Origin of the sequence: Paenibacillus larvae subsp. larvae, from assembly GCF_002003265.1 — a bacterium.
Taxonomy (GTDB): Bacteria; Bacillota; Bacilli; order Paenibacillales; family NBRC-103111; genus Paenibacillus_H; species Paenibacillus_H larvae.
The window spans coordinates 1,307,863-1,323,661 of sequence record NZ_CP019687.1 but is presented as its reverse complement, the minus strand read 5'-3'; the positions used below and the strand labels follow the sequence as shown (position 1 = coordinate 1,323,661).

At 44.9% G+C, this 15,799-nt stretch carries 7 protein-coding genes and 2 pseudogenes; all 9 read left to right on the top strand.

Translation table 11 applies throughout. The annotated features are described in order from the left end of the window. The first annotated feature begins 95 nt into the window (after window positions 1-95). The 9 genes and pseudogenes from BXP28_RS06675 to ung all read left to right on the top strand — a co-directional run bounded on the left by BXP28_RS06675 (window position 96) and on the right by ung (window position 15,770). The gene (locus tag BXP28_RS06675; protein ID WP_023482532.1) at window positions 96-881 is read left to right on the top strand and encodes a 2,3-dihydro-2,3-dihydroxybenzoate dehydrogenase; all 786 of its coding nucleotides are present in this window, start codon (window positions 96-98) and stop codon (window positions 879-881) included. Between the two features lie 27 nt (window positions 882-908). Next, on the top strand, window positions 909-2,135 hold the full coding sequence (gene dhbC / locus BXP28_RS06670) for an isochorismate synthase DhbC (RefSeq protein ID WP_036654449.1): 1,227 nt from the start codon (window positions 909-911) through the stop codon (window positions 2,133-2,135). A gap of 19 nt (window positions 2,136-2,154) precedes the next feature. Then, a complete protein-coding gene (locus BXP28_RS06665) occupies window positions 2,155-3,780 on the top strand; it encodes a (2,3-dihydroxybenzoyl)adenylate synthase (protein WP_036654448.1) in 1,626 nt (541 codons plus the stop codon). Window positions 3,781-3,813: 33 nt separating this feature from the next. Beyond that, window positions 3,814-4,740, top strand: a complete 927-nt coding sequence (locus tag BXP28_RS06660) for an isochorismatase (protein WP_023482535.1) — start codon at window positions 3,814-3,816, stop codon at window positions 4,738-4,740. A gap of 5 nt (window positions 4,741-4,745) precedes the next feature. Next, a pseudogene (locus BXP28_RS06655) lies at window positions 4,746-11,908 on the top strand (amino acid adenylation domain-containing protein). Beyond that, a complete protein-coding gene (locus BXP28_RS06650; RefSeq protein WP_023482537.1) occupies window positions 11,908-12,108 on the top strand; it encodes an MbtH family protein in 201 nt (66 codons plus the stop codon). Before BXP28_RS06655 ends, BXP28_RS06650 begins: the two are co-directional and overlap by 1 nt. Before the next feature lie 28 nt (window positions 12,109-12,136). Then, a complete protein-coding gene (locus BXP28_RS06645) occupies window positions 12,137-12,706 on the top strand; it encodes a hypothetical protein (RefSeq protein WP_023482538.1) in 570 nt (189 codons plus the stop codon). A gap of 140 nt (window positions 12,707-12,846) precedes the next feature. Further along, a complete protein-coding gene (locus BXP28_RS06640; RefSeq protein ID WP_023482539.1) occupies window positions 12,847-15,114 on the top strand; it encodes a type IA DNA topoisomerase in 2,268 nt (755 codons plus the stop codon). Beyond that, window positions 15,089-15,770: pseudogene (gene ung, locus BXP28_RS06635) on the top strand (uracil-DNA glycosylase). The gene BXP28_RS06640 and the pseudogene ung overlap by 26 nt, the downstream one beginning before the upstream one ends. The last annotated feature ends 29 nt before the right edge of the window (window positions 15,771-15,799 follow it).

Here is a 15,799-nt window from a genome sequence, read left to right as displayed (position 1 = left end):
TTGATAATGATTATCATTATCAATATGGCGAGAGAGATAATCACTCTTAATACAATAATTGTTAGTATTTTAGTCAAGGGGAAAGGACTGATGAAATGGGCCTTAAAGGGTTTCAAGGTAAGATAGCTCTGGTAACTGGAGCTGCCCAAGGTATCGGAGAAACAGTGGCGCGTGAACTGGTTGAGTCAGGTGTACAAGTTGCAGCTGTAGATAAGAAGGTTGGTTTGCTTAATGAACTTGTGAACGATTTAACAACCCAAGGGGGACGTGTAAAAGCATTTCCAATAGATGTAAGTGATAGTAGAGCTGTGGATTCAACTGTAAATCAGATTGAAAATGAAATGGGTCCCATTGAAATTCTGGTTAATATTGCCGGAGTTCTTCATGTAGGCCCGATTGATTCTTTAAGCGACGCAGATTGGGACGAAGTTTTTTCAGTTAATTCCAATGGTGTTTTTTACGTATCCCGTTCTGTAAGCCGGCGCATGATGTCCCGCCGGACGGGTTCAATCATAACCGTAGGCTCGAATGCTGCATCTGTGCCAAGAATGCATATGGCCGCCTATGCATCCTCCAAAGCAGCTGCCACCATGTTTACGAAGTGTCTCGGTCTGGAATTAGCCGAGTACGGCATTCGTTGCAATTTGGTTTCTCCTGGTTCGACAGAGACAGAGATGCAGCGGTTGCTTTGGGGCGATGGGAATGGGGCGGAAAAAATGATTGCCGGGTCGCAGAGCACGTACCGGGTAGGAATTCCGCTCAAAAAGTTGGCACTACCCTCGGATATTGCAGCTGCGGTGCTTTTTTTGGCTTCAGACCAAGCCCGTCATATTACCATGCATAACTTGTGTGTTGATGGCGGGGCTACTCTAGGAGTCTAATCCATTTATCAGGAGGTTATGAAAACGATGGATCATACAGTTTCTTTAGAAGAATCGGCAATAAAGTTATTAAATGAATACAAGGCCGGTTCTTCATTCTTTCTGGCTTCACCTTATCAAACTTTACTTGCAAAAGGGACTTATGCCACCGTATCGCATACTAGGCTAGAAAATCTATCAGAGCTTGTTACGGCTGTATTGGGTAACGCTGAACAAGCAGGCCATAGAAATCCGGTTGTTGTCGGAGCGGTACCGTTCGATCAAACAAATCCTGTACAACTTGTAGTGCCTGAAGAGATTCGCTGGGCGGTACCGTTACAATTTGATTCTATTAATGAATTGCAACATTCAGTAATGTCTACATATGAAATAAAGGCTGTTCCCGAACCTGCGGAGTATGTACGAGGTGTGGAAAAAGGAGTGGCGCGTATAAAGGGTGGCGATCTTAGCAAAATCGTTTTATCCAGGTCCTTGAAACTAAGTTCATCGAAAACCATTGATATCCCCCGGTTACTTCGCAACCTGGCCCGGCAGAATAGTCAAGGCTACACCTTTGCTGTAGATTTGCCTGAGTATGAATTAGATAAAGGGGATATAAGTTTCATTTCCAAGACGCAATCACATCGGACATTAATTGGAGCAAGTCCTGAACTGCTTGTTTCCCGAAGCGGGTTGCAGGTGGTATCCAATCCATTAGCCGGATCCAGGCCCCGGAGCAAGGATGCTAACGAGGATAAGAGAAGGGCACAAGAATTGCTCTCTTCCGCAAAGGATAGGCATGAGCATGCTGTGGTTGTCGAAGCCGTTGCCGCTGCACTCAGACCTTATTGCCGCATATTGGATGTTCCGGCAGAACCGTCCTTAATTCACACTGAGACTATGTGGCATCTGTCCACCGAAATCAAGGGAGAACTTGCTGACCCCGCAACTTCGGTATTTGAACTGGCAGCCTCACTTCATCCGACTCCTGCTGTTTGTGGGTCGCCAACTGAAGCGGCACGGGCAGCTATCAGAGAAATTGAACCATTCGATCGTGGTTTTTTCACTGGAATGATTGGCTGGTGTGATTCCAACGGAGACGGTGAGTGGGTAGTTTCAATCCGTTGTGCAGAAGTTCTGGAACGTTCACTTCGCCTGTTTGCCGGAGCCGGAGTCGTTTCCGAATCAAGAGCTGAAGATGAGCTTGCGGAGACATCAGCTAAGTTTCGTACGATGCTTCTTGCTATGGGGTTGAACAATGAGCAGCTGGAATAAAGTTTGGAGGGATGCATGGATGTTACCTGAATGCCCTACTTGGCCTGAAGAATTTGCAAAATTATACCGGAAGGAGGGTTGTTGGAGAGGAGAGACATTCGGAGGAATGTTGCGGGAACGGGCTGCAAGACATCGTGAACGCATTGCCGTTACCTGCGGAAAAAAACAATTGAGTTATGGTGAACTTGATACAAGGGCGGACCGTTTAACTGCCGGTTTTCACAAACTGGGAATAAAACAAATGGACCGGGTAGTAGTTCAACTGCCGAATATTATAGAATTTTTCGAAATCTGTTTTGCCTTGTTCCGGATAGGAGCCCTTCCTATCTTTGCTCTGCCTTCACACCGCAGCAGCGAGATTGCTTATTTTTGCGAGTTTTCTGAAGCGAAAGCTTACATTATAACGGACAAACATGTAGGGTTTGACTTCCGCAAGCTGGCCAGGCAGGTTCAAGAAAGGGTTCCGTCCCTGCAGTCTGTAATTGTGGCAGGCGAACCAGAAGAATTTATGGGACTTAGTGAACTCCATATGGATCCTGCTTATCAGCCGGAAGTAAAAGCCAGTGATGTTGCTTTTCTTCAATTGTCCGGCGGAACGACCGGTTTGCCGAAATTAATTCCAAGAACTCATGACGACTACATCTATAGTCTTCGAGTAAGTGCTGAAATCTGTAAACTTAATCAGGAAAGTATATATCTTGCGGTTCTTCCGGTTGCGCATAACTACCCGCTTAGTTCACCCGGTGTACTAGGTACATTGTATGCAGGAGGCAGAGTTGTCCTGGCCTCGGGTGCCAGTCCCGATGAGGCGTTTCCCCTAATTGAAAAGGAACGTGTCACGATTACGGCACTTGTACCACCCCTTGCTTTAATATGGTTGGAGGCCGCATCATCACGTAGTGATGATTTATCAAGTCTGCAAGTTTTACAGGTCGGCGGAGCAAAATTCAGTAGGGAAACGGCTCGCCGTGTACGTCCGACTTTTGGCTGCACTTTGCAGCAAGTTTTTGGAATGGCCGAAGGATTAGTTAACTATACCCGATTGGACGATCCTGAAAATATTATTATCCATACTCAGGGAAGACCAATGTCTGAATATGACGAAATCCGTATAGTTGATGAGGAGGACCGCGATGTCGAACCCGGACAAATCGGACATTTATTAACCCGCGGACCTTATACGATACGAGGTTATTACAAAGCTGAAGAACATAACGTTAAGTCATTTACTTCCGACGGCTTCTATCGTACAGGCGATCTTGTCAAAGTGAACGAACTGGGCTACCTGATTGTAGAAGGGCGATCCAAAGATCAAATCAATCGTGGTGGTGAAAAAGTCGCGGCTGAAGAAGTTGAAAATCATCTTTTGGCTCACACTGCCGTGCATGATGTGGCAATCGTGTCTATGCCCGACGAGTATCTTGGGGAACGATCATGTGCTTTTGTTATACCGCGCGGTCACGCTCCAGGTGAGGGAGAGCTTAAAACCTTTCTGAAAGAGCGCGGGTTGGCTGCATACAAGATTCCGGACCGGATTGAGTTCATTGCTTCTTTTCCAAAGACCGGTGTAGGAAAAGTAAGCAAAAAAGAATTGCGCAAGGTGATTGCTGCAAAACTGATGGCTACGAATCAATTGCATAAATAAAACTAAATTTATTTGACGCAAGGAAGTGATAAGATGGCTATTCCCGCCATTTCGGCATATTCAATGCCTTCTATATCGGATTTACCAAATAATAAGGTAACGTGGAAAGCTGACCCAAAACGTTCGGTTCTTCTCATTCATGATATGCAGGAGTATTTCCTGGATGCATATCGTACAGGGGAGTCACCGAAGGTGGAACTCATTGAAAACATCCAATTTTTAAGGAATCAATGCAAGCAGTTTGGCATCCCTGTAATTTATACAGCACAGCCTGGGGGCCAGACACTTCAACAACGGGGTCTATTGCAGGATTTCTGGGGGCCGGGAATTCCTGACGGTCCGTATAAGAAAAGAATTGTCGAAGAACTCAGCCCTGATGAGAATGATATCTTTCTTACAAAGTGGAGATACAGTGCCTTCAAAAAGACGAACCTTTTGGACATCTTACATGAACATGGCCGCGATCAGCTTATCATTTGTGGAGTTTATGCTCATATCGGGTGCCTTTTAACAGCATGCGATGCATTCATGGAGGGAATAGAACCATTTTTCGTTGCTGATGCAGTTACCGATTTTTCATTGGATCATCATAAGATGGCTATGAAGTATGCCTCTGAACGGTGTGCGGTTACTACGACAACACACCTTCTTTTCAAAGAGCAAAAAAGTTCGCAAGCTTCGGTAAAAAAGGATTGCAGCCTGACACTGGAACTTGTGCGTAAACAGGTTGCCGAACTTCTATATGAATCACTAGAAGGTATCTCGGACTATGAAGATCTTATTCATAGAGGTCTCGATTCAGTTAGAATCATGAGCTTAGTGGAAAAATGGCGTCTTATTGGCGCAGATATTACCTTTGCCCGGTTGGCTGAACGTCCTACGATATCCGACTGGTGGAGTCTGTTGTCCTCACAGGCACAAAGCACAATGTCACAAACAGATTACGTGATAAAGGGGTAATACTAATGCCTAAAGGTCAAGTGGTTCGTCATTCGTTGTCAGGTGCACAATCAGGCATTTGGTTTGCACAACAACTGGATCCGGACAATCCCATTTTTAATACGGGTGAATATATCGAGATTCAGGGACCAGTGGATCCGAACATGTTTGAATTAGCTGTCCGAAAGGTTGTAGCGGAAGCTGAAGCATTACACGTTCACTTTGAAGAAAATGAGGATGAATTATGGCAAATGATTGATTCTTCCCGTGAATTTTATTTTCATTTTATTGATGTAAGTTCAGAAAAAAGTCCGGAAGAAACAGCAAGATCGTGGATGAAGGACGATTTATCAAAGCCGGTTAATCTTAAAACTGACAAACTTTTCACCGAGGCGCTTTTTCGGGTAGCTCCAGATTGTTTTTTCTGGTATCAGCGCATCCATCACATCGCAATAGACGGCTATGGTCTTTCCCTTTTGGCGCAACGGGTAGCAAAAATTTATTCTGCACTTGTCCATAATCGTTCTTATGATGAGAGAGCCTTTGGTTCTCTCGAACTGATTATGAAAGAAGAAGCGGACTATCGTGCATCCGGGCAATTTCAAAGGGACCGGGATTTTTGGTTAGGGCGATTCTCTGATCAACCGGAGGTTATAAGTCTGTCCGGTCGGGTACATCGAACGTCTGATGAATTCTTACGTCATACAGCGTACTTATCTGCTTCAAATACAGAACGTCTTAAAGAAACAGCAGGAAGACTTCGGGCAAATTGGCCTGATATAATCATTGCGGCAGCCGGCATCTATCTTCACAAGTTAATAGGGGAACAGGATATCATCCTCGGACTTCCCATGATGGGACGATTAGGTTCAGCGTCCATTCATACTCCCGCTATGGTAATGAATTTACTGCCGCTCCGTTTGTCCATAAGTACCGGTATTACTCTTGAAGAACTTGTGCGTCAAGTTTCCAAGGAGATTTATGAAATGCGCCATCACCAGAAATACCGGCATGAGGAATTACGCCGTGAGCTTAAACTGATTGGAGAAAATCAAAGGTTGTTCGGTCCGGTCATTAATGTGATGCCATTTGATTATGATCTCAGTTTTGCCGGATATCGCGGTATTACGCATAATCTTTCGACAGGACCGGTTGATGACCTTTCCATTCAGGTTTACCACAGATATGATGGCAACGGATTAAGGATTGATCTGGACGCGAATCCAGCGGTTTATAACGAAGAAGAATTGCTTATTCATAAAAAACGATTTATAGGTTTTCTGGAAAATATAGCGCTTGCTGAGCCTAATCTGCCCATTGGAAAAACGGATTTCCTGCTCCAGGAGGAACGCCGTAAGGTATTAGTTGAATGGAATCGGACGGCTGAGGAAAAGACGATGGTAAGCCTTCCGGAATTAATTCAAGTCCAAGCTGCCCGCAATCCTGATTCTGCTGCGGTGGGTTGTGAAAATGTTTGGCTCAGCTATAAAGAATTGAATGAGCAGGCGAATCGGCTTGCCCATTTATTAATTGCCAGAGGAGTGGGGTACAGCCATTTTGTTGGGTTGGCATTTCCACGATCCGTGGAGATGGTTGTGGCAATGCTGGCCGTTCTGAAGACCGGAGCAGCATATATACCTATGGATCCGGATTATCCGTCAGACCGAATTACTTATATACTGTCTGATGCTCAGCCCGCTTATGTGATTACAAGTTCATCAGTTTCAGCCGAGTTTCCTGACGGCTGTATTATACCGAGGATTGTATTGGACGACCCCAAAACAATGAATTCATTGAAAAGCTGCCCTATTACTAATTTGGATTATAGCCAATCTTCGCTTGTAAACCCTGCCTATACGATCTATACTTCTGGGTCCACAGGCAAACCTAAGGGCGTTGTTGTTTCAATGAAAAGTTTAAGCCATTTTTTATTGGCGATGCGCGATCAATTATTACTTAATGAACAGGATGGTCTGCTGGCTGTTACTACGTTTGCATTTGATATTTCAGCCTTGGAAGTTTATCTTCCGCTTATCTGCGGTGCCAGTGTGATCATTGCCGGGAAGGAAACCATCCAGGATCCGTCTGTTTTAACAGGCATGATTCGAAAAGATCATATTACCATTATGCAAGCAACACCGACTCTCTGGCATTCGCTTGTGGCCAGTCATCCGGAAAGGCTTCGAGGATTCAGAGTTCTGGTCGGCGGAGAAGCTCTTCCGCTTAATCTTTTGTCCCGGCTGCAAAGCTTGGGTTGTCAAATTACAAATCTGTTTGGTCCGACTGAAACGACAATTTGGTCAACTATTGCGAACATTAACCGGGATCAAACAGGGACACCTCCAATTGGCAAGCCGATCTCAAATACGCAGGTTTATGTGTTGGATTCGGACTTACAGCCTGTTCCTCCAGGTATTGTTGGAGAACTGTATATAGCCGGTATCGGGTTAGCAACCGGATACTTTAGACAACCCGGTTTGACAGCTGAACGTTTTGTTGCAAATCCTTATGGAGCACCAGGCACACGCATGTATCGTACTGGCGATCTTGTCCGTTGGCGTGCGGACGGTTCGTTAGATTATATAGGACGTACGGATTATCAAACCAAGATTCGCGGTTTTCGCATTGAATTGGGGGAAATTGAGAGCGTATTTAATCAACATCCAGATGTTGAGCAAGTGGCAGTAGCAGTTCATAAAGATCGCCATGGAGACAAGTGTTTGGCAGCCTATGTCGTACCTGGCCCAAAGGGGGATCTGGATTTAGCTGAACTGCGGCGGTATGCATCGGAAAGTTTAACATATTATATGGTACCTTCGTTCATTATGACAGCCACTGAGCTGCCGACAACACCGAATGGAAAGATAGACCGTAAGGCTTTACCGGCGCCCGATTTCAATAGGGTTGTTACAGATCGGGCACCGAGAACTTCAAGAGAAGAAATCCTGTGTGAACTCTTTGCTGAAGTTCTCGGTCTTTCACGCATTGGAATAGATGACAGTTTCTTTGAATTAGGAGGTCATTCTCTTCTTGCTTCACGTTTAATGGGCCGCATTCGTGACACACTTGGAGTTAGCTTAGGGATCGGCAAACTTTTTGAGAATCCTACCGTTGCCGGACTTGTAAAGCAGCTGGATCGTGCACACAGTTTGCGCCCGCCTATCCGGAAGGCCACCCGCCCGTCAAAGGTTCCGCTTTCTTTTGCACAACGCCGTTTATGGTTCCTTCACTGTTTAGAAGGACCCAGCCCAACTTATAATATTCCGGTTGTAATTCGTTTATTTGGAGAATTAAACCAAAAGGCCTTACAGGATGCTTTTTGTGATGTAGTGGCTAGGCATGAGACACTGAGAACTATTTTTCCGGATGTACTTGGCACGTCATATCAGCAGATTCTTGAACCTATTCAAGCCCGTCCTAAATTAATGGTTACTCCTATAACTGAATCGGAAATTTCCAAGGCTCTTACCGAAGCAGTCCGGTATAATTTTGATCTTGCAGTGGAACCGGCAATCCGGGTTCAGCTTTTTAAAATAAAACCAAATGAATTTATACTGCTTGTATTGCTGCATCATATCGTGGGAGATGGATGGTCTTTAAAGCCGCTGATGCGAGACATTGCTATTGCTTATACAGCCCGTTCTCAAGGCACGAATGTACAGTGGTCACCACTACCCGTACAATATGCTGATTATGCACTTTGGCAGCAAGATCTGTTGGGGGATGAGATGAATCCTGATAGCCTTGTTTCCCGGCAGCTTGACTTTTGGAAACAGGCGTTAAAGGATCTGCCTGATCAGTTGGAGATTCCTGCTGATTATTCACGTCCCATTGAAGCGAGCTATCGTGGTGAAACGATTGATTTTATTGTCGAGCCAAACTTGCATAGACGTCTATTGGAACTTGCCCGTCAAAACGGTGTCAGCTTGTTTATGGTTTTACAGTCGGGGCTTGCGGCATTACTTACCCGTTTAGGAGCTGGAACTGATATTCCTGTAGGCAGCCCTATTGCGGGACGTAATGACGAATCGCTTGGGGAAATTGTAGGTTTGTTTATTAACACACTTGTATTACGTACAAATACATCTGGAGACCCTGATTTCAGGGAATTATTAAGCAGAGTACGTGAAGTTAATTTGGCCGCCTATGAACATCAGGATGTGCCGTTTGAACGCTTGGTTGAGGTATTAAATCCGGTTAGATCCCGAAATAGACACCCGCTGTTTCAAATTATGTTAGCACTCCAGAATACACCGGAAGCTGCATTGAATTTGCCTGGTATGAAAACCAGTTTAGAGATAAGAAGTGTGGGTGCTGCGAAATTTGATCTTACTCTGGAACTTCGTGAACATAACAAAGCGGACGGGACGCCTAGTGGTCTATCCGGATTCATTGAATACAGTACCGATTTATTTAAGCGGGATACGGTTCAAAAAATGGCCGTACGTTTCATTCAATTACTGGAGGCTGCAGCAGAAAACCCCGATCAACCTATTGGACGCCTGGATCTCTTGACATCAGAAGAACGCCAAGCCATGCTTCCGGCATGGAATCAAACTTTTCAACCAATACCCGAGGCAACTTTGCCGGTATTGTTCGAAAACCGGGTAAGACAAAATCCGCATGCTACAGCAGCAGTATTTGAGGGTGTATCTCTAAGCTACGAAGAGCTCAACAAGAAAGCCAATAAATTGGCACATCTGTTGATTGCCAAAGGGGTCGGACCAGACCAATTAGTAGCTTTGGCATTGCCAAGATCACTAGAGACGGTTGTCAGTGTATTGGCCGTTTTAAAAGCAGGAGCAGCCTATTTGCCTATAGATCCTGATTATCCATCTGACCGTATCTCTTTTATGTTTAGCGATGCCCGGCCTGTCTGCATGATTACGAATACACAAATAGCAGCTAAATTAAGCGATAGTACCCGGACGCTGCAACTTGTAACTAATGCTCCTGAAACACTTGAAGAATTAAGCAGCTATTCTGAGATGAATCCGACTGATGCGGATCGAATGGAGCCTTTGCAGCCTTTACATGCAGCGTATGTGATTTACACTTCCGGTTCAACCGGCAGACCAAAAGGTGTATGGATACCTCATCAAAATGTTGTTCGGCTTTTTGGTGCAACAGATCACTGGTTTCAATTTCATTCGAAAGATGTTTGGACCCTGTTTCATTCTTATGCCTTCGATTTCTCAGTCTGGGAGATTTGGGGTCCGCTCTTGCATGGCGGGCGTCTTGTTGTGGTACCGCATGCGATCAGCCGGTCTCCTGAAGATTTCCTGAAACTGCTTGTACATGAGAAGGTAACTGTGCTGAACCAGACACCATCTGCATTTTATCAACTTATGCAAGCAGACCGGGATCACTTTGAACTTGGGCAGAAGCTTTCTTTGCGTTTTGTCATTTTCGGTGGGGAAGCACTTGAATTGAGCCGTTTAGAGGATTGGTATCGCCGTCATCCGGAAAATGCTCCACGGTTAATCAATATGTATGGCATTACAGAAACAACTGTACATGTCAGTTACTTGGAGCTGAATCGGGAAATTACATCTCTTAAGGCGAATAGTTTAATTGGCTGGGGAATACCGGATCTTAATCTCTATGTGCTGGATGAGTATTTACAGCCGGTCCCGCCAGGTGTAACTGGAGAATTGTATGTAGCTGGAGGCGGATTAGCACGTGGTTATTTAGGTCGTCCGGGATTAACAGCTGAACGTTTTGTTGCCGATCCGTATGGAAAACCTGGAACCAGAATGTATCGTACAGGAGATTTGGCGCGTTGGCGTACAGACGGTTCGCTAGACTATATGGGACGTACAGACCATCAGATTAAAATCCGGGGATTCCGCATTGAACTCGGTGAGATTGAAGCTGTAATTGTCCGGCATCCTCACGTTGAGCAGACAGCTGTTGTTGTTCGTGAAGATCAGCCTGGTGATAAACGGCTGGTTGCTTATATTGTACCAACTCCGAGAGTTAGTATAGAGCCGGCTGAGCTGCGGCAATATGTTGGACAAAGTGTACCGGATTACATGATTCCGTATGCTTTTGTCCTGATAGAAAGATTGCCGTTAACCCCAAATGGCAAGCTGGATCGAAAGGCATTACCGGCACCAGAATATATTCTGGCTGGTTCAAATAGGGGACCGAGAACCCCGCAAGAGGAGATTCTGTGTGATTTGTTTGCAGAAATCCTCCTTGTGTCCCGCATCGGCATCGACGACGGTTTCTTTGATCTCGGGGGGCATTCCATTCTTGCCGTTCAATTGATGCGCCGTATTCGTGAAGCACTTGGAGTGGAACTAAGCATTGGCAATCTGTTTGAAGCACCTACGGTTGCCGGCCTTGCTGAAAGGCTGGAGATGGGATCAAGCCAAAGTGCACTGAACGTGCTGCTGCCTCTTAGAACGGGCGGAGAGGGGCTTCCGCTGTTTTGTGTACACCCGGCTGGCGGACTCAGCTGGTGCTATGGGGGGCTGATGAAATCTTTGGGAACAGATTATCCAATTTATGGATTGCAGGCACGCGGTATTGCAAGACGGGAAGAATTTCCTGAGACTTTAGACGAGATGGCTGCGGATTATATCCGCCACATTCGCACCGTTCAGCCCCACGGTCCTTACAACCTATTAGGTTGGTCTCTTGGGGGAAACGTTGCCCACGCAATGGCGACTCAGCTGCAAAATCAAGGTGAAGAGATAGCCCTTCTTGTTATGCTGGATGCATATCCAAATCATTTTTTACCTATTAAAGAAGCGCCAGATGAGCAAGAAGCACTTATCGCATTGCTTGCATTAGGAGGATATAATCCGGATAGTATGGGGGGGGACCGCTGGATATTTCTAATGCGATTGATATACTTCGCCGGGATGGCAGTGCACTGGCCAGTCTTGACGAGGAGACCATTCTGAATCTTAAAGAAACCTATGTGAATTCAGTCCGTCTTTTAAGTGCTTATGCTCCAAAATTATTTCACGGGAATCTTTTATTTTTTAGGTCTACCATAATACCGGATTGGTTTGATCCAATTTCTCCAGATTCATGGCTAACTTATATAGACGGGAATATGGAACAATATGATATTGATTGCCGGCACAAAGATTTGTGCCAGCCCGGACCCCTGACTGAAATTGGACAGGTTCTGGCTAGCAAATTGCAAGGAATAAAGAAAGGGGAAATGGAGTGATGATGAATCCTTTTGAGAACGCAGACAGCACATATAAGGTGTTAATGAATGGGGAAGGCCAGTATTCTCTCTGGCCCGCTTTTATAGAAGTACCGGCCGGATGGAGTATAGTCCATGAACAAGATAGTCGTCAGGCCTGCCTGGATTATATTGAATTGCATTGGAATAATATGGAGCCAAATCAGCTTATAACGAAGTAGCTGTCATCAGATAAAAGAGGTGTTCATCATGTCAGTTTTGGAAACCAGAAAAAAAGAGCGTGCTGATACCGGAACGTCTAAAAGCATGGAGGAGCTGCTGTTTTCTAAAAGTGAACCAACTGTATTGGTACTGGAAAAGATGTTGGAAGATACGATTCAACTAAAGGTAGCCGGGCAAAAGTGGATTGACCGAACATGGATTCCGAAAGAAGCAAGAAATTTTTTTAATACAAATGGCACTTTTCTTTACAGGTTGTCCTCCATCCATTATAAAGGGAAGGTACTTTCTGAAAGTTTAGCTTTTGCGGATGTATCCCTGTTACAAGAAAAGATGATTGAAAAATTGGAAACAGGAAATATTCCTATAGATAAATTAGTTCAGCAAATAGAAACAAGGAGAAATATTCTGTATCAAGGTTATCAACCTTCCGGAAATATACTTGCACTATTTGACGGATTTTCATTAAAATCCAGCATTTTTCCTACAGTAAAATATCAGATCTTACAAAATTTAAAATGTATATTTTATATATGCGAAATTTTTCATGCAGATAACCTATATAACTTATTATATAAATGTCCTTATATAAAAGGATAAAAATGAAATGAGATACCCGCTTTCTTCCAGGGAAGCGGGTTTTCGCCATGCGTTTGTATAAAACTCTCTTTTTCGGCATAATGGAATTTAGTAGAATAGAATGATAGTTTTGTGTTTTGTGAAAAGAGGGTACTTGACCTATGAAAACGCTAGTGATTGCCGAAAAACCGGACATGGGGCGGAATATTGCTTCCGTTATTGAGCCAGGGGCGCAAAATAAACGAACTTACTTGGAAGGCCAAACCTATATTATCACATGGGCAATTGGACATTTGATTGAACTTGCGGAACCGGATCTGTACGACCCTAAATATAAAAAATGGAATCTGTATGATTTACCCATCATTCCCGAAATATTCCGTCTTGTTCCGAACAGGAAAACAAAGGACCAGTTGAAAGTGATTGCAGAACTTTCAAAACGCTGCAACCTTTTGATTAACGCCTGCGACGCGGGGCGGGAAGGGCAGCATATTTTCTCTTTAATCCAACGGCATTTAAAGCTCCGCCAGCCGGTTAAAAGGCTCTGGATATCCGATCTAACCAGTGAAACGATCAAACAAGGGTTTGAGCAATTAAGAGACGGGGGAGAATACGAGAATTTGACCAAGGCAGCCAGGGCCCGAAGTGAAGCAGACTGGCTGATTGGAATGAACGGGTCACGTGCTTTTACAACGAGACACAATGTTCTTCTTTCAGTGGGGAGGGTACAGACACCTGTTCTTGCTCTCGTGTACGATCGGCAAAAAGAAATTGAGGCTTTTTCATCTCTTACTTTTTATGAAGTTAAAGCGGCATTTCAGCAGGATCAAACCATTTATCAGGGAGTTTGGCAAGGAGAACGGATTACCAGCAAGGAGCAGGCAGAGAGAATTGCGGCCAAAGTACGGGAGAAATCCGGTTCAATCCGGAAATATGAAGTTAAGGAAACGAAGGAATATGCGTTCAAACTTTTTGATCTGACGCTTTTGCAGCGGGAAGCGAACTCCAAATACAGCTTTCCGGCAAAAAAGACTCTTGATCTTGCACAGGCTTTATATGAAAAGCATAAAGTCATTACTTACCCGAGGACAAATTCCAACTATGTGACGGAGGCTAATATCCCGGAGATGCACAAAGCGTTATCTTCCCTGGAGCACACTCCTTACAGGCCCTTTGTTCAAGGAGCAGACCGAAACCGGGTACATACCCGTAACAAACATATTTGTAATCCATCCAGGGTGGAGGATCATCATGCGATTTTGCCGACATCCAGGAAGGCAGGAAACCTGAGTGCGGACGAACAGAAGCTCTATGACTTGATTGTACGCCGGTTCTTGTCCCATTTCTATCCTCCGGCCGAGTATAAGGTGCATACGGTGCTTACGGAGGTGGAGCAGGAAACGTTCAAGACAACCATCAAACAGCTTCTGTCTTTGGGCTGGAAAGAACTCTATGCAGACCATCAGAAGCAAAAGAAGAGGGCAAACGAGGAACAGGAGGAAGAGGAGGAAACTAGTGAGTCCTTTTCTCTGGATTCTTCCCGCGGGGTTTTTTGCAAACAAGCTGAGGCAAAGGAAAAACAGACCCAGCCTCCCAAAGCATATACCGAGGGAACCCTGCTTAAAGCAATGGAAAGTGCGGGCAAGCAGATTGAAGATGAAGAGCTCAGGGATGTGATGAAAGAGTCGGGGCTTGGTACTCCGGCGACCCGAGCTGCTACCATTGAAAGGTTAAAAAAGGTGGGTTATTTGTCCATGAAGGGGAAAAAGATTGAAATTACCCAAAAAGGCAGGACTGCTATAGAACTCATACGCGGTGCCGGGGTACAATTGCTTACTTCACCGGAAATGACCGGACAGTGGGAAAAGCGGCTTAATGAGATAGCAAGGGGTCAGGCTTCGGATAATACCTTTATGAAAAATGTAGAGAAATTTGCTGCCATGATTGTACAACAGGTGAAGATGCAGCCGAAAGCAGATAGGGTTTCATTTGGCATAAAGGAAGATACCGGTAAAAGTACCGGAAGGAAAAAGGCGGGCAAATCAAACGTAACGGTACGTTCTGTACCGGCTAAAATAGACCCGCAAGCAAGTAATCCCCAACCGGGTTCAATTGGAACCTGTCCGCGGGAAGGCTGTGGGGGAACTATTTTTATGGGCAAGAAAGGGTACGGATGTTCTCATTACAAAGATGGATGCGGATTCGTTATCTGGAAAAACAGTTTCGGGCGGTCACTGACTGACACACAGGTCAAGATGCTCACCCAAAAAGGCAGGACACGCAAAATGAAGCTCAGTACACCAGGAGGTAAAGAAGTAGAGGGGAAACTGGTGCTGCTGGACCGTGAAACGGGCAAGCTTGGCATAGAGACCTGGACGAAAGAGAGTAGGGGGAGTAAGACAAATGGCAAAGCAGATTTTAAACAATGACTGGCAAGACAAACTCGGGGAAGAATTCACTAAGCCCTATTATTTGAAATTGCGGGAATTTCTAAAACAAGAATATACCTCACATACAATTTATCCGGGTCCATATGATATTTTTAATGCGCTGCACCATACTCCATTCCATAAGGTGAAAGTCGTGATTTTGGGGCAAGATCCATATCATGGACCGGATCAGGCGCACGGGCTCAGTTTTTCTGTTAAACCGGGCGTAAGAACACCGCCTTCACTTCAAAATATATATAAAGAACTGCATGACGACCTTGGCTGCTTTATTCCCGAATAACGGCTATCTATTAAAGTGGGCCAACCAGGGAGTACTGATGCTCAACACCGTTCTTACCGTGAGGGAGGGACAGGCGAATTCCCATAAGGGAAAAGGTTGGGAGAACTTTACAGATAAAGTGATTACCACACTTAATGAGAAAGAAACTCCGGTGGTATTTTTGCTATGGGGAAGTCATGCCCAGTCCAAAGCTGCCTTGATTCATAACAAGCATCATTATATGCTGAGAGCACCTCATCCCAGCCAATTATCCGCTCACAGAGGGTTTTTGGGGTGCAGACATTTCTCTAAAGCCAATGAAATTCTTCGTCAGAACGGACTTTCAGAACTGGATTGGCAGATAGAGAACCGATAGCTATTTTATTTGGGAGAATTTGTTTGCAC